This is a genomic window from Alloalcanivorax dieselolei B5, from assembly GCF_000300005.1.
Lineage (GTDB): Bacteria > Pseudomonadota > Gammaproteobacteria > Pseudomonadales > Alcanivoracaceae > Alloalcanivorax > Alloalcanivorax dieselolei.
On record NC_018691.1, the window covers coordinates 3,463,278 to 3,482,527 of the forward strand.

At 62.8% G+C, this 19,250-nt stretch carries 17 protein-coding genes and 1 tRNA gene; 10 read left to right on the forward strand and 8 right to left on the reverse strand.

Features of this window, described 5'->3' with window-relative positions:
* The first annotated feature begins 19 nt into the window (after positions 1 to 19).
* From B5T_RS15425 to B5T_RS15435, 3 genes are all read left to right on the forward strand, one after another.
* Positions 20 to 553, forward strand: coding sequence for a sigma-70 family RNA polymerase sigma factor (locus B5T_RS15425; protein WP_041717065.1), 534 nt, complete (start codon positions 20 to 22; stop codon positions 551 to 553).
* Complete coding sequence (locus B5T_RS15430) at positions 550 to 1,545, forward strand: FecR domain-containing protein (RefSeq protein ID WP_014995456.1); 996 nt, start codon at positions 550 to 552, stop codon at positions 1,543 to 1,545. Before B5T_RS15425 ends, B5T_RS15430 begins: the two co-directional genes overlap by 4 nt.
* 76 nt (positions 1,546 to 1,621) lie before the next feature.
* Positions 1,622 to 3,844, forward strand: coding sequence for a TonB-dependent receptor (locus B5T_RS15435; RefSeq protein ID WP_014995457.1), 2,223 nt, complete (start codon positions 1,622 to 1,624; stop codon positions 3,842 to 3,844).
* A 45-nt stretch (positions 3,845 to 3,889) separates the two neighbouring features.
* On the opposite strand, the gene B5T_RS15440 is transcribed toward B5T_RS15435, so the two are convergent.
* Together B5T_RS15440 and argC are read right to left on the reverse strand one after the other, a co-directional pair.
* Positions 3,890 to 5,290, reverse strand: coding sequence for an alkaline phosphatase PhoX (locus tag B5T_RS15440; RefSeq protein ID WP_229683002.1), 1,401 nt, complete (start codon positions 5,288 to 5,290; stop codon positions 3,890 to 3,892).
* Positions 5,291 to 5,475: 185 nt separating this feature from the next.
* A complete protein-coding gene (gene argC, locus B5T_RS15445; RefSeq protein ID WP_014995459.1) occupies positions 5,476 to 6,426 on the reverse strand; it encodes an N-acetyl-gamma-glutamyl-phosphate reductase in 951 nt (316 codons plus the stop codon).
* Between the two features lie 158 nt (positions 6,427 to 6,584).
* On the opposite strand from argC, the gene B5T_RS15450 reads away from it, so the two are divergent.
* From B5T_RS15450 to B5T_RS15460, 3 genes are read left to right on the forward strand one after another with little or no spacing between them, the layout of a single operon-like run.
* Positions 6,585 to 7,232: a TetR/AcrR family transcriptional regulator gene (locus B5T_RS15450; RefSeq protein WP_014995460.1), complete on the forward strand. Its 648-nt coding sequence runs from the start codon at positions 6,585 to 6,587 to the stop codon at positions 7,230 to 7,232.
* A gap of 10 nt (positions 7,233 to 7,242) precedes the next feature.
* A complete protein-coding gene (locus B5T_RS15455; RefSeq protein WP_014995461.1) occupies positions 7,243 to 8,220 on the forward strand; it encodes a zinc-binding dehydrogenase in 978 nt (325 codons plus the stop codon).
* Positions 8,221 to 8,236: 16 nt separating this feature from the next.
* Positions 8,237 to 8,590, forward strand: coding sequence for a DUF1304 domain-containing protein (locus tag B5T_RS15460; RefSeq protein ID WP_014995462.1), 354 nt, complete (start codon positions 8,237 to 8,239; stop codon positions 8,588 to 8,590).
* Positions 8,591 to 8,696: 106 nt separating this feature from the next.
* Here the strand turns inward: B5T_RS15460 and B5T_RS15465 are convergent, their stop codons facing one another.
* Positions 8,697 to 9,611: a crotonase/enoyl-CoA hydratase family protein gene (locus B5T_RS15465; RefSeq protein ID WP_014995463.1), complete on the reverse strand. Its 915-nt coding sequence runs from the start codon at positions 9,609 to 9,611 to the stop codon at positions 8,697 to 8,699.
* A 90-nt stretch (positions 9,612 to 9,701) separates the two neighbouring features.
* Between B5T_RS15465 and B5T_RS15470 the strand changes: the two genes are divergently transcribed.
* From B5T_RS15470 to fdxA, 4 genes are all read left to right on the forward strand, one after another.
* Positions 9,702 to 10,298 carry a TetR/AcrR family transcriptional regulator gene (locus B5T_RS15470; RefSeq protein ID WP_014995464.1) on the forward strand — a complete coding sequence of 199 codons (597 nt, stop codon included), beginning with the start codon at positions 9,702 to 9,704 and terminating at the stop codon, positions 10,296 to 10,298.
* 88 nt (positions 10,299 to 10,386) lie between these two features.
* Positions 10,387 to 12,165 carry an AMP-binding protein gene (locus B5T_RS15475; RefSeq protein ID WP_014995465.1) on the forward strand — a complete coding sequence of 593 codons (1,779 nt, stop codon included), beginning with the start codon at positions 10,387 to 10,389 and terminating at the stop codon, positions 12,163 to 12,165.
* A 271-nt stretch (positions 12,166 to 12,436) separates the two neighbouring features.
* Positions 12,437 to 14,992, forward strand: a complete 2,556-nt coding sequence (gene mutS, locus B5T_RS15480; RefSeq protein ID WP_014995466.1) for a DNA mismatch repair protein MutS — start codon at positions 12,437 to 12,439, stop codon at positions 14,990 to 14,992.
* A gap of 138 nt (positions 14,993 to 15,130) precedes the next feature.
* Complete coding sequence (gene fdxA, locus B5T_RS15485; protein WP_022995279.1) at positions 15,131 to 15,460, forward strand: ferredoxin FdxA; 330 nt, start codon at positions 15,131 to 15,133, stop codon at positions 15,458 to 15,460.
* 646 nt (positions 15,461 to 16,106) lie between these two features.
* Here fdxA and B5T_RS15490 read toward each other — a convergent pair.
* From B5T_RS15490 to B5T_RS15510, 5 genes are all read right to left on the reverse strand, one after another.
* Complete coding sequence (locus B5T_RS15490; RefSeq protein WP_014995468.1) at positions 16,107 to 16,445, reverse strand: Hpt domain-containing protein; 339 nt, start codon at positions 16,443 to 16,445, stop codon at positions 16,107 to 16,109.
* 158 nt (positions 16,446 to 16,603) lie between these two features.
* Positions 16,604 to 17,230 (reverse strand): TIGR04282 family arsenosugar biosynthesis glycosyltransferase, encoded by a 627-nt coding sequence (locus B5T_RS15495; RefSeq protein WP_014995469.1) that lies wholly within the window; start codon positions 17,228 to 17,230, stop codon positions 16,604 to 16,606.
* Complete coding sequence (locus tag B5T_RS15500) at positions 17,217 to 17,960, reverse strand: TIGR04283 family arsenosugar biosynthesis glycosyltransferase (RefSeq protein ID WP_014995470.1); 744 nt, start codon at positions 17,958 to 17,960, stop codon at positions 17,217 to 17,219. Before B5T_RS15500 ends, B5T_RS15495 begins: the two co-directional genes overlap by 14 nt.
* The gene (gene arsS, locus B5T_RS15505; protein WP_014995471.1) at positions 17,957 to 18,916 is read right to left on the reverse strand and encodes an arsenosugar biosynthesis radical SAM (seleno)protein ArsS; all 960 of its coding nucleotides are present in this window, start codon (positions 18,914 to 18,916) and stop codon (positions 17,957 to 17,959) included. The genes B5T_RS15500 and arsS overlap by 4 nt, the downstream gene beginning before the upstream one ends.
* 103 nt (positions 18,917 to 19,019) lie before the next feature.
* A tRNA-Arg gene (locus B5T_RS15510) sits at positions 19,020 to 19,096 on the reverse strand.
* Positions 19,097 to 19,250: the final 154 nt, after the last annotated feature.

The following is a 19,250-nucleotide window of genomic DNA, read 5'->3' on the forward strand; positions in this document are numbered from 1 at the left end:
AAAATGTCGGGGGCGGCAAATGTCCGGCGCCACACGGGACCCCCTTACGGTCCACGCCTTGTACAGTGAATATCACGGCTGGTTGCACCGGGTGCTGCAGCGCCGTTTGGGTGATGCCGACGATGCCGCCGACCTGGCTCATGATGCTTTCCTACGTCTGCTGACGCGGCCCCGGCCGCTGGATCATGGCAGCGCCCGCCCCTATTTGAGCCGCATGGCCCGGGGGTTGTGCGTGGATCTGTGGCGCCGCCGGGAAATCGAACGGGCCTGGCTGGAAACCCTGGCCCACCATCCGCAGGCCGAGGCGCCATCCGCCGAGCAAAGCGCCGCCGCCCTGGAAGCGCTGGTGGCGGTGGACGGCATGTTGAAACGGCTGCCGCCGATGGTGGCGCGCACTTTCGTGCTGTCCATGGTGCACGGCCTGAACGGCAAGCAAATCGCCCAGCGTCTGGGGATAACCGACCGCACCGTGCGCAACCATCTGTCGCGGGCGATGCTCGCCTGTCTGCGTTTGCACGCACGTTTGGATGGCGCCCCGGAGCCCCACTCGTGACACGATCCGCGCCGCTCGATCCCCGGATCCTCAGTGACGCCGCCGACTGGTTCGCGCTACTGCGTTCCGGCCAGGCCTCGGAGTCGGACACCGAGCGCTGGCGGCAATGGCTGGCCCGGCACCCGGACCATCAACAGGGCTGGCGCCTGGTGGAACAGGTGGAGCAGCGCTTCGAAGCCGCCACTGGAGACCATCCACATCACACCGAAGCCACTCTGGAGCGCGCACGCCATGATCGGCTGCGGCGTCGGGGCGTGATCAAGGGATTGGCGCTGCTGCTTGCCAGCGGCGGCCTCGGTTGGTCCGGCTGGCAGGTCACCGGCGCCGGCGAGCGGATCGCCGCCTGGCGGGCCAGCCACCGCACCGGCGTCGGCGAGATCCGCGCCCTGGAACTGGCGGACGGCACCCGGGTGTGGTTGAACACGGACACCGCGCTGAACACCGACCTGACCGGACCCCAGCGCCACTTTCAATTACTGCGCGGCGAGATCCTGCTGGAAACCGGCCCCGACCCACGGCCATTGGAAGTGGCCACACCAGCAGGCGTCGCCCGCCCGTTGGGTACCCGCTTCACCGTCCGTCTGGAACAGGAGCGCACTTTCCTGGCGGTCTACGCAGGCGAGGTGGCAATCACCACCCGCGGCCACCAGCAGGCGCGGCTACCGGCCGGTTTTCAGACCCGCTTTTCCGCAACGGACATCGAGACACCGGCCCGGGCGGACCCGGCGCGCGAGGCCTGGCATCGGGGCATCCTGCTGGCCGACGACATCCGCCTCGACGAATTGGTGAAGGAGCTGGGGCACTACCAACACGGCTTCATCAACGTGGCGCCGGAAGTGGCCGGTCTGCGGGTCTTCGGCGGTTATCCGCTGGCGCAACCGGAACGGGCACTGACCATGCTGGAGGCGGCCCTGCCGATCCGTATCCAACGCCCTCTGCCCTGGTGGACGGAGATCGGCCCTGGCCCCGGCTTCCGGGCAGAAGAAAAATAATTTTCCGCTTTCAGCCTACCTGTTCGATGTATTGGTAAGCCCGCACTGTCGGGCACCGACGACAACAGGAGATACCGTGTCACATTCAGCACCGACGCGCCGCCGGCTGCGCGCCCTGGCCCTTGGCGTGGCCCTGGGTCTGGGCGGCGTACCGTTCACCGGCGCCACCGCCCAAACCACCCCGCCCGGCAGCGAGCAACAGCAGTACGACATCCCTCCCGGGCCGCTGAACACGGTGCTGACGCGCTTCGCCGAACGCTCCGGCACCTTTATTGCCGGCGACCTCCGGCTGACGGCGGACAAGCACAGCGACGGCCTGCGCGGCCGCTTCAGCCGCGAGGAGGCGCTCGATCGCATCCTGGCCGGCAGCGGACTGATGGCCGAACGTCAAGATGACGGCAGCTATACGCTCAAGGCCGCCAGCACCAGCACCCGGCTCGCCCCGGTGACGGTCACAGCGCCGACTCACCAGCGCGGGCGGCCGCGCACCCTCGACTACGACCGCGCGACCATCGAGGCGCAGCGTCCGCAGGACATCAAGGATCTGTTCAAGAAGGAGGCGTCGGTGGCGGTGGGCGGCCCCATCGCCATGAACCAGAAAGTCTACGTGCGCGGTGTCGAGGAAACCGCCATGGTGGTCACCGTGGATGGCGCCCGGCAGAACAACAAGGTGTTCCACCACAACGCCACCAATCTGATCGACCCGTCCCTGCTCAAAGCCGCGCGCGCCTCCGCCGGTGTAGCGGCGGCCGACGCCGGCCCCGGCGCACTGGGCGGCAGTCTCGCCTACGAGACCGTGGACGCGGCCGATCTGCTGGCGCCGGACGACAATGCGGGCGCTTTCCTGGACGGACGCTATGCCTCCAACGGCGATACCCGGTCCGTTGCCGGTGCCGCCTTTGGCCGGGCCGGCGGCTTCGAGGGGCTGGGTTACATCAAGCATACCGACGGCAATGACTACGAAGACGGCAACGGCGACACCGCCCGTTTCACCGCCCCCGGACTAATCAGCGGCCTGGTCAAGGTGGCCTACGAGGATGCCGGAGCGGGCCGCTTCGAGCTCAGTCACGAAGTGGTCAACGACGATGCCGCCCGCCCCTACCGGGCCAACTTCGCCGGTCTGGACGGCGGCCGGCCGGTGCCCGATTCCCGGGTCTACGATCTGACCCGCCGCAATACCGTCTTCAATTACCAGCGCGACACCGGCCAGGGCTACTGGAACCCGGCGGTAACGCTGGCTCATAACGAAACCGAACTGGACACCCGCGAAGTGCCGCTGTCCGCGCCGGATACCCAGGTGGTCTACACAGGCATCACCGAAAGCGTGTCCGCCACCCTCAAGAACGTGGCGCACACCCGCTTCGCCAATATCACCTTCGGCCTCGACCATTACGATGACAGCGCGATATTTCGTGAGGCCGGCAGCGCGGACCTGGAGGAAGCCGCCCGCAATACCGGGGTCTTCGTGCAGTTTCGCCAGGATCTGTGGGAACGGCTGGAACTCTCCTATGGCGCCCGCTACGACGACCAGACCTTCACTGGTACCGACGATTCCCACCACGACGACGAGGGCGTCAGCAGCAACGTGTTCGGCGAGTTCCACGTCAACGATCATCTGTCACTGAACGCCGGCTACACCGACGTCTGGGCGGGCACCGCCCTGGCCGAGAACTACATCCTCAACGGCGCCTGGGACTACGCCAATCTGGAACCGGTGCGCGCCCACAACCGCACCGTCGGATTGCACGTGCATCGTGGCGGCTTCTTCGCCGAGGCCAATCGCTTCCGCACCGCCATCGCCAACGCCCGGGTGCCATCCTACAGCGGCGATCCGGCCGCGGTGGCGGATTTCGACATCGATGGCTACGACCTGGCGGTGGGCTACATGGGGCGCCTGGGCGAAGTGTCAGTGAAATACGCCAACATCGATTCGGAGAAAGACGGCGACCCAGCCACCTCCTACGACGGCAACTATTTCACCGCGCCGCTGGGCGAGTTGATCACCGTCAGCGGCGTGTTCGCGATGCCGCGCTGGCCCCTGGAACTGGGCGCCAGCGCGGAAATCGCCCTCGACAACGACGATGTGGAGAGCAGCGGCGCCAAGCAGCAGGGCTACACCGTGGTGGACATCTACGCGGAATACCGGCCGGTACCGCCGTTGACCCTGCGCCTGTCGGTGGACAACCTCAATGACGAGGACTACGTGGACCGGGCCAGCTATGGCCAGGAATTCCTCGATGTGAGTCCGTTGTTGGAGCCGGGCCGCTCCATCGCGTTGCAAGCCCGTTACGACTTTTGAGCGGGGCGGCGTGCCGGCGTGTTGCGTGTAAGCGATTTCCGCCGATCACCCCATGCGAAACGCTTCCGGCACCGTCAGTTCGTAGGTCTTGCCCACCGGCAGCAACCCGGTCAGGCCGGCGCTGGCACGCTGGGAACTGAAGTACAGCCTTGAGCCGTCGGCGGTAAAAGCCGGACCGGTCAGTTCGCTGCCGCCGCCGGGTATCCGCAGCAAAATCCTGGCGGGCTGATTGGGCACCATGACCATCAAGCGCATCTCGTCGCCATCTTCCGCGACCACCACGTCTCCGGCGGGGCTGACCACCAGGTTGTCGACGTCGTCGAATTTGGCTTCGCCCGAGACGGTCAGTTGCTCATTATCGAACACCACTTCGATCAGCTCATTATCCAGGTCCAGCGCCCACACCCGGTTATCCCCTTTGGTGGCGAAGAACACCACCGCCCGCAGAGGGTGCTCGAAACCGCTGACCTGCTCCTGTTCACCTTCCGGCCAGTATTGAATCCAGATGCCCTCGCCCCCCTTGAAACGGGTTCCCGGTGCGCCTTCGCCGGTGCTGTTCTGATGATCCTCACGCACCTTGCTCTGGGGCTTTTCGGGAGACAGCGCATCCACCCAGCTCACCCGCTGGATATGGCGGGCAACGTCCAGGTCCTCGATATAGGCGCCGTTGGGGTAGCCCTCCACCTCCAAGACTTGCAAGGTACCGTTGTCCAGATCCAGGCCTTCCCGGCCATTAACGGCGCTCACTTTCCCGACGGACACGAACCGATAAAGCCGGCCATCCCCTTCGTCCTCGGTCATGATCACCGTCGAGGTGGCCATGTCCACGGCTGCGGCCTCGTGCTTGAACAGCCCCATTGCCGGGTGGGATTGGGCCAGACGCGGCGTCCCTCGAGGATCGCATTCGTACACTTTGCCGTCCTGGATTTCCTCGCAGGACAACCAGGTCCCCCAGGGGGTGGCACCACCGGCGCAATTCACTCGTGTGTTTTGCAAAATAGGATAGGCGTCCAACAGGTCGCCATTGGCGGCGAAGCGCAAAGCGCCGACGCCACCGGGCAGGAACTCACTGTTGGAGACATAGACCCAGCCGCCGTCGTCTTCCACCGGGAACACCGCACCGCCGTCCGGGAGCCAATGCCACAGGTATCCCAAGCCCCCCGCCACCGGTTGCCGGCCCGCAGTGGCGACCAGTCTTAACGAAAAGGCCTCGGGAATCAGGATGCCATCCACGCCGGAATCCACCAGCGGGCCGATGTTCGCCAATGGCCCCGCCTTCAAAGGCAATTCCCGGGCGGGCGGCTGCGGGGGCGGACTCGGTGGAGAAGGCTCGCCAGGGCCGGGATCGACCGGGTCGCCACCTCCGCCCCCCTGCTCTGGAGCGGAACCGGAAGAACCCCCACCACAGGCGGCCAACGCCGCCGCGCCGCCTCCGACGAACATCATTTGCAATAAGGTTCTTCGCGAAATAGCCATGCTTCACCACTGGACGGATTGGAGGTGGCAAGCAGGATATTGAGTGCGGTTGACAGCACGGTTTCATCCGTGACCAGTGGCGGGCATTTATTGTTGTAAAGATGTAATTCTGCGAATCATGAAGCGCTGAGCCCGCCCGGGCCCGTCCCCGACGGTCAGCCCGCGGTAAGTCCCGTGGTTTCGTCGATGCCGAGATGGACGTTCATGTTCTGCACGGCGGCGCCGGCCGCACCCTTGCCCAGGTTGTCCAGCCGCGCGATCACGCACTGGCGCTCGCCGTTGCCGAACAGGAACAGGTCCACCCGATTGGTGTCGTTACTGCCCTGAACGTCGAAGAAACCACCGTCAAGGCCGGCGGGATCGTCCGGCGCGTGCACGCGAATGAACGGCTCACCGGCGTACCGCTGACGCAAGGCCTCGTAGAGCGCGCCAACGTCGGTGCCCGGTTTCAGGTGGGACATTTGCAGCGGCACGGTCACCGCCAGGCCTTTGAGGAAGGGGCCCACGGTGGGGACGAAGATCGGTGCCCGGGTCAGGCCGGTGTAGCGCTGCATTTCCGGCAGGTGCTTGTGCTCCAGGCCGAGCGCGTAGGCGCGCGGCGCCTGCAGGCGGCCCTCGGTATCGGCTTGGTAGTCGGCGATCATGCTCTTGCCGCCACCGCTGTAGCCGGTCAGGGAGGTGGCACTGACCGGGTAATCCGCCGGCAGCAATCCGGCATCCACCAAGGGACGCACCGCCAGGATGAACGCACTGGCGTGGCAACCCACGTTGGCGATGCGCTTGCTGGCGCGGATGCGCTCGCGCTGCCCGGCTTCCAGTTCCGGCAGGCCGTAGACCCAGTCATCGGCCACCCGGAACGCGGTGCTGGCGTCGATCAGACAGGTGTCCGGGTTATCCACCATGGCCGCCGCTTCCCGCGAGGCCGCGTCCGGCAGGCACAGAAAGGCCACGTCGGCGGCGTTCAGCAGCCGGGCACGCTCGTCAGGGTCCTTGCGCAGCGCGCTGTCGATGCGCAGCAGCTCGATGTCCGCGCGCCCTTCCAGGTACTCGAACAGACGCAGACCGGTGGTGCCTTCCTGACCGTCCACATAAACCTTGAATGCCATTTTCGGATCTCCCGGTGAAACAGACCGCAAAGCCTAAGTATCCGGCGGGGCGGTTGCAACGGGCATTATGGATTCTCCCGCCTCCTTGTACCTTACTCTCTTCACGCCGCTTTAAATAGAAACTAGACGACCGGTCTATTTTTCCTTATATTGCCCTCATGACTCGAACATCCAAAGCGGAAGCGACACGTCAGAACATCCTCGATAACGGCCACGACCTGGTGCTGAGAAAAGGCTTCGTCGGGGTTGGACTGCAGGAAATCCTCAAGGCCTCCGGCGTGCCAAAGGGCTCGTTTTATCATTACTTTCCTTCCAAGGAAGCGTTCGGTTGCACGCTCTTGCAGGACTATGCCCAGGCTTATGGCGCCCGACTTGATGCCTTGCTGGCGGGCGACGCCATAAGCGGGCGTGAACGGCTGATGCGCTATTGGCGGGCCTGGCTCGACGATCCGGGAGAAGAGGACCCGGCCGGAGGTGGCTGGGCCGAGGACTGCCTCGCGGTGAAGCTCTCCGCCGAAGTCGCGGACCTCTCCGAGACGATGCGCCAGATTCTCAGCAAGGGCATTGCCCGCCTGCTCGACCGGATCGCCGTCATGATCACCGAAGCGCGCGCCGACGGCTCTTTACCGGCCGGTCCCGACCCCATGGCCCTGGCTCAAGTGCTCTATCAAATGTGGCTTGGTGCCGCGCTATTGGCCAAGCTGGATCGGAGCCGGGCGCCAATGGAGCGCGCGCTAGCCGCCACTGAACAATTGCTGGCCTGCGCCACGGAGGCCGGGCCGACTTTTCCTGTCATCACTTCTTAAGGACACCATCATGCGCAGCGCGATCCACACCCAGTTCGGCGAGCCCGCCGAGGTTCTTGCCCTCGGCGACAGCCCCGTTCCGCAGCCCGGCCCCGGCCAGGTACGGATCAAGACCCTTCTCTCACCGATCCACAACCATGATTTGTGGACCGTGCGCGGCAGCTACGGCTACAAACCCGACCTGCCCGCCATTGGCGGTTCCGAAGCCGTGGGCATCGTCGATGCGCTTGGCGAAGGCGTCAGCGGTATCAGCCCCGGTCAACGCATTGCCGTGGCGTCAGTCCATGGCACCTGGGCGGAGTACTTCCTTGCCCCCGCGGCCGGCCTCATTCCAGTGCCGGAAGTGATTGCCGACGAGGCCGCCGCCCAGCTTATCGCCATGCCCTTCAGCGCCATCTCCCTGCTTGAATTTCTCGATCTGGAGAGTGGCGACTGGATGGTTCAGAACACCGCCAATGGCGCGGTGGGCAAGACCGTTGCCATGCTGGCCGCCGCACGCGGAGTGAACGTGATCAACCTGGTGCGCCGCGACGCCGGCGTCGACGAAATGACCGCGCTGGGCATCAGCAATGTGGTCTCCACCGCCCATGAAGGCTGGCGGCATAAGGTGCGTGAAATCGTTGGTGATGCCCCGATCCGCGCGGCGGTGGATTCAATCGGCGGGGAAGCCAGTGCTGCCCTGTTATCACTGCTCGGCGAGAACGGCGTGCTGGTTTCCTTCGGCACCATGACCGGGGAAGCCATGCAACTGCCTTCGGGGGATGTGATCTTCAAACAGGCGACGGTGAAAGGTTTCTGGGGCGCCAAGGTCAGCGCCAATATGGCCGCCGAAACCAAGGCGCGGTTGATCGGTGAGCTGCTGCGCCTGGTCGCCGCCGGGGAACTGCAGCTGCCCGCCGAAGCGACCTTCGATCTGGCGCAAGTATCCGACGCGGTCACCGCCTCGCTGGCGCCGGGCAAAACCGGCAAAGTGCTGCTGAAACCTTGATCCCAGGGAGAGACCGATGATCGCCAATATTCTGATAGCGCTGATCGCTATTCTGCACGTCTATATCGCCGTTCTGGAAATGGCGCTCTGGGAAACCCCCGCAGCGAGGCGAGCCTTTGGTCTCTCCCCGGATTTCGCACGACAGACCCGCGCACTGGCCGCCAATCAGGGGCTCTATAACGGCTTTCTCGCGGCGGGCCTGGTGGTCGGATTGCTGCATCAAACGGCCGGGTTGGATTTCAAACTCTTCTTTCTCATCTGTATCGCCGTGGCCGGTGTTTTCGGCGCGGCCACCGCCAGCAGGAAGATCCTGTTCATCCAGACCCTGCCGGCCATCCTGGCTCTCGGCGCGCTTTGGGCAGGCGTCTGAGTCCTTCCTTCAACCGGCAGCAACAGCTGCTGCCGGCGGACAAGACGAAGGCTATGGCCGCGGCCGTCCCCTTCGTTCGACCTGGGAAGAGGCCAGACAGAGAGACTCACTCTCCCTTGAGTTCCTTCAACTTTTGTTCCAGCTCGGCGATCTTGCGGCGCGCGTCGTCGCCTTCGGGAATGTCGCGGCCGCTGTCGCGCCATTCGATGGCCGCTTTGAATCCTTCCGTCTGAGCATAACGACGGAACCAGAGACCTTCCGGATTGTGGCGGGTAATGCCATCGAACACCGTGGCCAGCATCTGGGTCTGCTCCAAGCCCATGGTCAACATGACCTGATTCACCACCAGCTTGTGCATGCTCAGATGACTGCTTGGTACCCCGGCAATGCGCCCCGCCACTTCCATGGTCTTGGCGTCCAGTTCCTCTTCCGGCACCACATAGTTGGCCAGGCCCCATTCGCCGGCCTGCTTGCCGGAAATCAGATCCCCGGTGAACATCATCTGCTTGGCCCGGATCGGCCCGAGCCGATAGGTCCACATGGCGGTCGTCGGGCATCCCCAAACCCGGGTGGGCATGTAACCGATACGGGCGTTATCGGCCATGATCATCAAGTCACAACACAAGGCAATATCACTTCCGCCAGCGGCGGCGGCGCCATGAATCTTGGCGATGGTGGGTTTACGGGACCGCCAAAGACTCATGAAATCCTCGGTGTTCCGCTTCATATGGGCGTAGTCGACCATGGGATCCCAGGGAGTGGCTTCCTGCTGACAAGGATTCTCTCTTTGTGATTCCGCGTAGTAGGTCAGATCGTAACCGCCGCAAAACCCTTTGCCGGCGCCTTCAACGACAATCACGTGGACCTGGTCGTTCTCTTCCGCCCACCTTACCGCGCGCCGAATATCGTCACCGGTTTCATCGATGATGGCATTGAGTCTTTCCGGACGATTGAGGAGCAGCCTAGCGATTCTCGGGTTTCTCTCATCCTGGGAAATCCGGACAGTTGTCAATTCCAGCATGATTCTCTCCAATAAGGGGGTTTTCGACTTCTTGACAGTCAGTCATGACTGACTGCAAAGTATCACCCTGGATTTCGGAGTGCAAACTCAATGAAGACCTCAACGTCCAAAGCACGGCCTTCCCCTTCCTTGAAGGATCGGATTACCGACGCGGCGGTGGCATTGCTGATCGATGAAGGCGTGGCAAGAACCACAACAGTGGCGGTTCAGAAACGGGCGAACGTGAGTCGCGGGGCTCTGCTTTATCACTTCCCGAGCAGAGCGGAATTACTCGCCTCCACCATCGAGAGGCTGGTCCGGATGAACGAGCAGCAGATCAATGAATCCTTTCTGAGTTGCTCGGACCCGGCCGAGGATGTGGAAAAAGCGCTGATCGCGTTGAGCGACAACATGGCCCGCCCCTCGTATCTGGCCGAAATGGAGCTGTGGGCGATCTCACGCAACGATCAGGAATTACGCGACGCCCTCTACCAGGCGGAAAAAGCCGCCCGCTTTGACCTGGACCGGGTGGTCGGGAAGCTCCTTGAATGCTGGAAGAAGCACGAGAATTATCAGTTTCTGGCGGATCTGAGCGTGGAGTTCCTCAGAGGCGTGGCCTTTTCCGACATCCTGAGAAAGCGGCCCGAATACCGATGGCGAATGATTTCGTTATGGGTTGAAGTGATCAAAAAATCACTGGAAACCTGAACACCATCACCGAAGGCTCTTTTTGTCTCAGTTCGGGCTGGTTGGCAATCCATCCTCATTTGAAAACAAAGAAACAGGAGACGAACCGATGAGCCAGGCTATTCCTCATGACGACATTGAGGCCGCCAAACTGCTTGAACAGGCTCCCAGCCCGCTGGCCTTGCTGCGCCGAACCGCTGCCCGGCGTCCGGATCATCCCGCGCTGATCTATCTGCGCGATGCCAACGACCCACACCCCGTGACACTCACTTATGGTCAGTTACTCGAGGAAGTGGAAACCCTTTGCCGGGCACTGAAAGCACGAGGCGTCAGTCAGGATGACGGAATCCCCATACTGCTGCCGCTGGTTCCTCAAGCGGTATCCAGCCTGATTGCCGCCCTGACCGTGGGCGTCGCCTTCCCGGTGAATCTGTTGCTGTCTCCGGAAGCGATGGCCGCCCAGTTCAAACTGGCCCGGGCCAGGGAGGTCATTGTCATGGGGCCTCACTCCGCCCTGGATGTCCGCGAGCGGGTCGGCGCCGCCATCGAGTTACTGGATAGCGAGATCAACCTGGTCGAGGTGGCTCTGGGCGAGCCGACTTCAGCTTCGTTTTCCTGGGCACAACTGCTTGCAGACGGCAATACTGATTCGCCTGTTGAGGATTTTCCCGAGGCACCGGCAGCGCTGGTTCATACTGGCGGCACCACCGGCGCCCCCAAACTTGCCGAGCTGACGCAGCGCAATCTGGCGGCCGGCGCTATCATGGCCGCCTCGGCGCTCGGATGGCGGGAGAACGACCGCATTCTTACCGGGCTGCCCCTGTTTCACGTTGGCGGTTCCGTCGACATGCTGCTTTCCGGCATCGCGGCCGGCGTCACCCTGATGTTTCCCACCGCCCTGGGCCTGCGCAATCCAGAAGTCATCAGCCGCTTCTGGCCTTTGGTGGACGAGACCCGGGCGACCCTTGTCGGCGGGGTACCGACCATGCTCTCGGCGATGGCATCCAGTCCACGTGCCGACTCGACACTGAGTACACTACGAGGATTCGTTACCGGCGGCTCGCCACTGCCCGCCGAATTGAAGCGGAAGGTGGAAGAAGTCAGCGGCAAACCGGTGTGCCAGCTTTATGGCCAGACTGAAACCGCCGGCATCACCACCGCTCAAAGCGCTGATGGAAGTTATCACCCGATCCTCGGCGGCAGGCCCATCCCCATGATGAAGGTGGCGATTGGCGGCCCGAACGGCAGCTTCCAACCCGGCGACACCGGTGAAGTGTTCGTGTCCGGTCCGAATGTCTTTCTCGGCTATCGCACCAACGACGGTATTCAGGGCGGCCCGGCCGATGGCTGGATCAGCACCGGGGATCTTGGCGAAGTCACCGACGATGGCGATCTGCGGTTGGTCGGCCGCAGCAAGGAAATCATCATCCGTAGCGGGCACAATATCGACCCGCTGCTGATCGAAGAAGTAGCCATGGCGCACCCGGCCGTGGCGCAAGCTGCCGCGGTCGCCATGCCCGATGCCTATGCGGGGGAACTCCCGGTTCTGTATGTCGCTCTGACACCAGGAGCGCAAGTCAGTCCCGAGGAGCTCATCGCGCATACGGGTGAACGCATCGCCGAACCACCGGCCCGGCCAAAGCACGCCTTTATCCTTGAGGAAATGCCACTCACTCCCGTCGGGAAAATCGCCCGCTATAAACTCAAGCAAATGGCCACCGAGCATCAGGTTGGTCGCGCCCTCTCTTCCATCGATACCTTGGAGAAAGTGACCTGTCAGGACAATGGTGCCAGACAGGTGGTTTTGTACTGGAAGCAGAAGCCGACAAGCAAGCAACGGGAATTCGCGGCCGCGGCACTGGCCGATCTGGGGCTTGAGCAGGCGTAGAAACGCCTCGTTGTTGATCATCACTAGGGAAGATGGCGATTTTGCCATCTTCCCTCCCCTCTATGCTTCATCCGGCCGCCACCTGATAGTATCGATTGTCGGTCAGCGCGTCCTCGTCGCCACATCGCCAATAGAGACCCGGTGTTCCGTTTGTTATGCTTCATCGTTCGCTTCGCTCCGACACGAACGCCCCTGCTTCAAGCAAGCTCACCTGAGTCTTGAACGGCATGGCATGGCTCAAAACGCCAGAAATCGAGGATCAAACGCAGATATGGCAAAGGAAGATCTATCCGGCCACACCCCGATGATGCAGCAATACCTGGGCATCAAGGCCGAGCACCCGGACCAGTTGGTGTTCTACCGCATGGGGGATTTCTATGAGCTGTTCTTCGGCGACGCGCAGAAGGCGGCCCGGTTGCTGGACATCACACTGACCCAGCGCGGGCAAAGCGCGGGCAAGCCGATTCCGATGGCGGGGATTCCGTATCACGCGGCGGAAGGGTATCTGGCACGGTTGGTGAAGCTCGGTGAGTCGGTGGTGATCTGCGAGCAGATCGGTGATCCGGCCACCAGCAAGGGTCCGGTGGAACGCAAGGTGGTACGCATCGTCACGCCGGGGACGGTGAGTGACGAAGCCTTGATGGAAGAGCGCCGCGACAACCTGCTCTGCGCTTTGTGCGAGGACGGCCCCCGTGTGGGCGCGGCGGCGCTGGATGTGGCCGCCGGCCGTTTCGTGGTGACCCAGGTGGAAGGCCAGGAGCAGTTGCAGGCGTTGTTGGAGCGCTGGCAGCCAGCGGAATTGCTGCTGAGCGAAGCGCATGGTTTCCCGGCGGCATTGACGGAACGCCCCGGCAGCCGGGTCCGGCCGGTGTGGGAATTCGATGAGGAAGCGGCGCGGCGCCAGTTGTGCAAGCAGTTCCAGGTGCAGGACCTGTCCGGGTTCGGGCAGCCGCCGGGCGCCGCGGTGGCCGCCGCCGGCGCGCTGTTGCAGTACGCCCGCGATACCCAGCGCAGCGCCCTGCCCCACGTCATTGGCCTGGCGGTGGAGTCGTTCGACGACAGCGTGGCGATGGACGCCGCCACCCGCCGCAATCTGGAACTGACCAAAACGCTGGATGGCCGCGAACAGCATTCCCTGGCCTGGGTTCTGGACAACACCACCACCGCCATGGGCGCGCGCCTGCTGAAGCGCTGGGTGCATCAGCCATTGCGTGATCGCGCCGTGCTCAATGGCCGTCAGGATCGTATCGATGCCTTGCGTGACGGCTGGCGTTTCGAGGCGCTGCGCCAGGTGCTGGACCGGATTGGCGATATGGAACGGATCCTCGGCCGGGTGGCGCTGCGCTCCGCCCGCCCCCGTGATCTGACCCGCCTGCGCGCCAGCCTGGAAGCGCTGCCGGCCTTGCACGCGGCCTTGCCGGAATCCAACGCCTTCGCCGAAGCCCATGAGCGCCTGGGCGCGTTCCCGGAACAGTGCGAATTGCTGACTCGGGCCGTGATCGAGAATCCGCCCATGCTGATCCGCGACGGTGGCGTCATCGCCCCCGGTTACAGCGAGGATCTGGATGAGCTGCGCGCCATCAGTGAGAACGCCGGCGCGGTGCTGGTGGATATTGAAAAGCGCGAGCGCGAGCGCACCGGCTTTGCCACTCTGCGGGTCAAGTACAACAAGGTCCACGGCTACTATATTGAGCTGTCCCGCCGCGAGGCGGAGCAGGCGCCGGTGGACTATCAACGCCGGCAGACCCTGAAAAACGCCGAGCGCTTCATTACGCCGGAGTTGAAGACCTTCGAGGACAAAGCACTGTCCGCGTCCAGCAAGGCACTGACGCTGGAAAAACGGCTCTACGAGGCGTTGATCGAAACGGTGGCGGCACATCTGGGTCCGTTGCAGGTGTGCGCCTCGGCGGTGGCCGAACTGGACGTGCTGGCGACCCTGGCCGAACGCGCCGAGGCGCTGGGCTGGGTACGGCCGCAATTGCTGGAGACACCACTACTGGAAATCGTCGACGGCCGCCATCCGGTGGTGGAACAGGTGCTGGAAGAGGCGTTCGTACCCAACAGTCTGCACCTGGATGATCGCCGCCGCATGGTCGTCATCACCGGTCCGAACATGGGCGGTAAATCCACCTATATGCGTCAGACCGCGTTGATCGCGCTGCTCGCTCACATCGGCAGCGCGGTGCCCGCCGCCAGCGCCCGCATCGGGCCATTGGACCGGATCTTCACCCGCATCGGCTCCTCCGACGATCTGGCCGGCGGCCGCTCCACTTTTATGGTGGAGATGTCGGAAACCGCCAACATCCTCAATAACGCCACACCGGAAAGTCTGGTGTTGATGGATGAGATCGGCCGCGGTACCAGCACCTTCGACGGGCTCAGCCTGGCCTGGGCGGCGGCGGAGCATCTGGCCACGCGGCTGCGCGCCTTCACCCTGTTCGCCACCCATTATTTCGAGTTGACGCAGTTGCCGGAGACTCTGGACACGGTCTACAACGCCCACCTCACCGCCAGCGAGCACGACAATCGCATCGTGTTCCTGCATCGCGTGCAGGAAGGGCCCGCCAGTCGCAGTTACGGTCTGCAGGTGGCACAACTGGCCGGGGTGCCGGCGCCGGTGATCCAGCGGGCCACGGAGAAACTGCAGGAGCTGGAAATCGGCACCCCCGCGCCGGCGGCCGCTCCCGCGCGGCCGGCGGCACCGATGCAAAGCGAGTTGTTCGCGGCGCCGGACCCGCTCAAGGAGGCCATCGCCGAAGTTGATCCCGATCAACTGACGCCCCGTCAGGCGCTGGATCTGCTTTATCGGCTGAAGAGCTTAGCCTAACCGGGTAAGCCGGTTTGCCTGCCCGGGACCTTGAAGCTAGACTAGCGCGGCCCCGAGACCCCCAAACCGGTGCTCTGCTAGACTTTTATAGCGAGCGGACCGGTCGTGGAAGAGAACACACCTGGCGAGGACAGGCTAATGACGTTCGTAGTAGGTGAAAACTGCATCAAGTGTAAACACACGGACTGTGTGGAAGTATGTCCGGTGGACTGCTTTTATGAAGGTCCGAATTTTCTGGTGATTCACCCGGATGAGTGCATCGACTGTGCGCTGTGCGAGCCGGAGTGCCCCGTGAACGCGATCTTCTCGGAAGACGAGTTGCCCGACGATCAGCAGGAATTCCTGGAAATCAATGCCGAACTGGCGGAGAAGTGGCCGAATATCACGGAGATGAAGGACGCTCCCGACGACGCCGCGGACTGGGATGGCGTGGCCAACAAGCGCGAGCAGTTGATTCGGGAATGGTAGTGAGAGTGGCGGGCTGGCATCGCCATGGAAGGTGGCCACAAAAATGAGAAGGGCGGCATCCTGCCGCCCTTTTTGCGTCGAGTCGTCCTTACCCGATTTGCGCTCACCTGGACATCCTTGTCCGCCATCCTTAGCAGTTCCCTGTGCTCATGTCCCTGAACACGAGAAGTACTATAGCAAGCGCCCTGACGCTCGAGGGTTAAAGATCTTTAAAAAGCAAATGGATCTTATCTTCAGAAAAACAGAAAATCCTTTAAAATCAGTAAAGTAAGAACTTTCAGATCGAAAGAAAGAGCAGATGGCGGACACAATATTGGTAAAAATGCTTACACCGTTGTAAGCTATGGCTTACAAGATCGCGGTTGATCCTCACTTCACAAGCCTGCCATTTGCACCCCGGATACGGTGTACCCAAACAAGCTAGGAAGTTTTTACATTCTCTCACCGCATTTTACAGCAGGGGGAAGGCTCTCCCTGTAGGATATACAGTATCTCGATTGGCTAGGGCATTAGGCCGAGCCAACGGAAAAGGTATCCCCCCAAGGCGCTAGAAATAGCGCTCACAACCCCCCCTCTTCCACCCCCCCCCCTTTGGAAGAGGGGTTTTTTTTGTCTGCCGTCATGGCGCGATTCCCCTCCTGCCGCGTCAGAGCGACTCCAGCCGCATACGCGCCGATTCAAAGGCCTCCCTCAAGGGGTCGAACAAGGATGCCGCCACCGCCAGATCACCGTCCCGGGCCGCGCTTTCCATCTCCAGACACAACGCCGACACCCGTACCGCACCAAGGTTGCCACTACTGCCCTTGAAGCTATGTGCCTGCTGGCGTACCACTTCCACATCGGCGGCGACCAGACCACCCTGAATCGCGCGCAAACGCTGCTCGCCATCCTTGACGAACGACACCACCAGGCGGGGAAAATCCGCCCCCATCACTTCTTTCAGTTCCTGGATAACCGCCAGGTCCACTGCTTCCTGCCTGCTCATCAATCACTCCAGCTGAGCCCCGCGTCAACGCGATCGTAACGCCAATAATAGCGCCATAATATCGCACAGACTTCAGCGGAATGGATGAGAAAACAAGCGGCTACCGCACCGGGCAAAGGGGCGCCGTGACCCTGAAAGTGATGCGGCCGTGGACAGGATCAGGACAACAGGCCCAGACGCCGGGCCCGGTCCAGATCCTTCGGGTAATCCACGTCCCAGAGCGTCGGCAATAATCGTGGCTGGCAATGGACGGACAGCGCCGCCACAGTATCGGCCAGGGTGTGGTCGGTGCTCATCGCCACGTGGCGGAACAGCCGCTGACGCCAGAGCGTGGCATCACTGCCGCCCAGCAAGACGAACCCGCCATCCTCGCTGGGACCAAGTACCACCGGCGCTTGCCGCAAGGTGTCCGCGGCTTCCCGCAGGTATTCCCGGCTCATCGCCGGACAGTCACTGCCCACCAGCAACACTCGCTCCGCCCGCGCCAATCCCCAGGCCATGGCGCGCTCCATGCGCTCGCCCAGATCCGCACCCTGCTGATAGTCGATATCCAGCCCGAGATCCCGCGCCCGGCGCTCGGTCGCGGCCTCGGCTCGATCCAGCATCAACACCGCCGGGCCGGGAAACACCACCGCCAAACACAGGGTACGTTCCAGCAGCGCCTGATGAGCCGCCAGCGCGGCGGCTTCTCCCAAGGAAGCCGCCAGCCGAGTTTTCACCCGCCCCGGCTCCGGCGCCTTGGCGAAGACCAACAGTAACGTGTCCGCCTGCTTATCCCGGGTCACGCCCGCCCTCCCGCTCCGGAGCGGCTTCACCGTCACCCTGGTCGCGAAAATGGTCACGATAATAGATTCGGTGCAGTTCAGCCGGGTCGGCGCCGCGCCAATAGCGCCAGCGCAATCGCCACATCAGCAACACCGTTCGCAGCACGCCGTGTTGTTGCCAGCGACGACTGTCCACCACCATCCTGGGACGCAAACACAATGGCTTGCCATGACGACGCAGGCAGGCACTCAACGCCACGTCCTCCATTAACGGCTGTAATGGAAAGCCGCCCACATCGAGAAACATAAGGCGATCCACGAAGATACCCTGATCGCCGGTGGCGATGCCGGTCCAGCGCGAGCGCAGATTCATCGCCCCGCCGATGATCGGAAAGAGCGGGTGGTGGCCTTTAAGGCGGACATCGAATCGCCCCCACAGCGGCCCCTCTGGCAGATAGCGCAATGCCGCCGGTTGCTCCCGACGCAGACCGCTGTCAGCGTGCAGGAACCAGAGCAGATCACCGCAGGCCCGTTCAGCGCCGAAGTTCATCTGACGGGCCCGGCCACGGTCGCAGTGCAGAACCTTGTCCGCGCCTTCCTCCGCCACCGACACGGTATCGTCAGTGCTGGCGCCGTCCACCACGATGATCTCATCCTGATCCCACAGATGGCGGCGCAGCTTCGGCAGCAGCCGCCGTAAACGGGGGGCTTCATTGAGCACCGGAATCACCACGCTCAAACGCCGCGTCACGCCAGCGCTCCACCGCAACTGCTGCCGGCACCGGCGGTGCAACCAAAACAATGGTCCGCCACGTATACCGGCTCTCCGTCCTTGTCGCCCTGTAACATTTCCCGCAGATGCGGATGACGCCCCGCGCCTCCCTGAGCCAGCCCCAGCATCTGGTTGAAATCGCAGTCGTACAGGTAGCCCTGATAATCCACGCTCAGGGTATTCCGGCACATCACGTCGTCCAGGTTGGCCGGATTGTGGTTGTTGCGCAGCAGTTGCATGTAATCATCGAACTGGTGGTGGGCCAGCAGCACCGCGCCGAACCGGCTGATCGGCATGTTGGTGATGGTCAGCAGGCGGTTGAAGTGGATATCGAAACGGGCCGCCAGCTCACGCTTGTAGTCCTCCTGCAAACCGGCCTGCGGCGGCGGCAGGTGCGCGCCCACCGGGTTGTACACCAGGTCCAGAATCAGGGACTCGCCGCCATAGCCCACCCGATTGAGTCGACGAATCGCCTCGATGCTGGCTGCATAGACGCCCTTGCCCCGTTGCTTGTTGACGTTCTCTTCCAGATAGCAGGGCAAGGACGCCACCACCTGCACGCCTTGGTCCGCCAGGAAAGCCGGCAGATCCTCATAGCCCGGTTCCAGCAGGATGGTCAGATTGCAGCGGTCGATCACGGTGACACCCAGCGCCCGTGCTTCCCGGACCAATCGACGGAAGTGAGGGCTCATTTCCGGTGCGCCGCCGGTCAGATCCAGGGTCTCGATCTGCCCCCGTCGCAGCACCTCGATCACCAGGTCCGCGGTCTCCGCGGACATCATCTCCGTGCGCGTGGGGCCCGCGTTCACGTGGCAATGCACGCAGCTCAGATTGCACCGATAGCCCAGATTCACCTGCAAAATGGTGGTTGGCCGCCGACGTAGCGGGGGAAAATCGGTGCCGCTGCGTACCAGTAACGCGCGACTGTCTCTCATGATCAGCTCCTCTCCGTTGTTCTATTGTAATGGACGCACGGATAAGGAAAACGTTACGTCAAAAGCCACGGCAAAGGCGAATTCGACAAGAAAGAGGGGGAAATGGCGCCCCGGAGACGATTTGAACGTCCGACCTAGCGCTTAGGAGGCGCTTGCTCTATCCAACTGAGCTACCGGGGCAGAAGGAAGAAGGCATTGTACCGACCTGAAACGACAGCGCCAGTCGCTGGGAGCAAGACTCTCTGTGAAGGCGCTTGCCCGGGCAGCGAATCCGGGAAGTCAGCCATTGACATCCCGTGCCGTCTCATCAAATATTCAATAAATCAATTGAATA

Excerpts from the sequence above, each read along its gene's own strand:
- arsS (WP_014995471.1), bottom strand. The coding sequence starts at position 18,916 with ATGAGAGACAGTCGCGCGTTACTGGTACGCAGCGGCACCGATTTTCCC.
- B5T_RS15475 (WP_014995465.1), top strand. The coding sequence starts at position 10,387 with ATGAGCCAGGCTATTCCTCATGACGACATTGAGGCCGCCAAACTGCTT.
- B5T_RS15425 (WP_041717065.1), top strand. The coding sequence starts at position 20 with ATGTCCGGCGCCACACGGGACCCCCTTACGGTCCACGCCTTGTACAGT.
- argC (WP_014995459.1), bottom strand. The coding sequence starts at position 6,426 with ATGGCATTCAAGGTTTATGTGGACGGTCAGGAAGGCACCACCGGTCTG.
- B5T_RS15440 (WP_229683002.1), bottom strand. The coding sequence starts at position 5,290 with ATGATGTTCGTCGGAGGCGGCGCGGCGGCGTTGGCCGCCTGTGGTGGG.
- B5T_RS15460 (WP_014995462.1), top strand. The coding sequence starts at position 8,237 with ATGATCGCCAATATTCTGATAGCGCTGATCGCTATTCTGCACGTCTAT.
- B5T_RS15470 (WP_014995464.1), top strand. The coding sequence starts at position 9,702 with ATGAAGACCTCAACGTCCAAAGCACGGCCTTCCCCTTCCTTGAAGGAT.
- B5T_RS15450 (WP_014995460.1), top strand. The coding sequence starts at position 6,585 with ATGACTCGAACATCCAAAGCGGAAGCGACACGTCAGAACATCCTCGAT.
- fdxA (WP_022995279.1), top strand. The coding sequence starts at position 15,131 with ATGACGTTCGTAGTAGGTGAAAACTGCATCAAGTGTAAACACACGGAC.
- B5T_RS15490 (WP_014995468.1), bottom strand. The coding sequence starts at position 16,445 with ATGAGCAGGCAGGAAGCAGTGGACCTGGCGGTTATCCAGGAACTGAAA.
- B5T_RS15465 (WP_014995463.1), bottom strand. The coding sequence starts at position 9,611 with ATGCTGGAATTGACAACTGTCCGGATTTCCCAGGATGAGAGAAACCCG.
- B5T_RS15455 (WP_014995461.1), top strand. The coding sequence starts at position 7,243 with ATGCGCAGCGCGATCCACACCCAGTTCGGCGAGCCCGCCGAGGTTCTT.
- mutS (WP_014995466.1), top strand. The coding sequence starts at position 12,437 with ATGGCAAAGGAAGATCTATCCGGCCACACCCCGATGATGCAGCAATAC.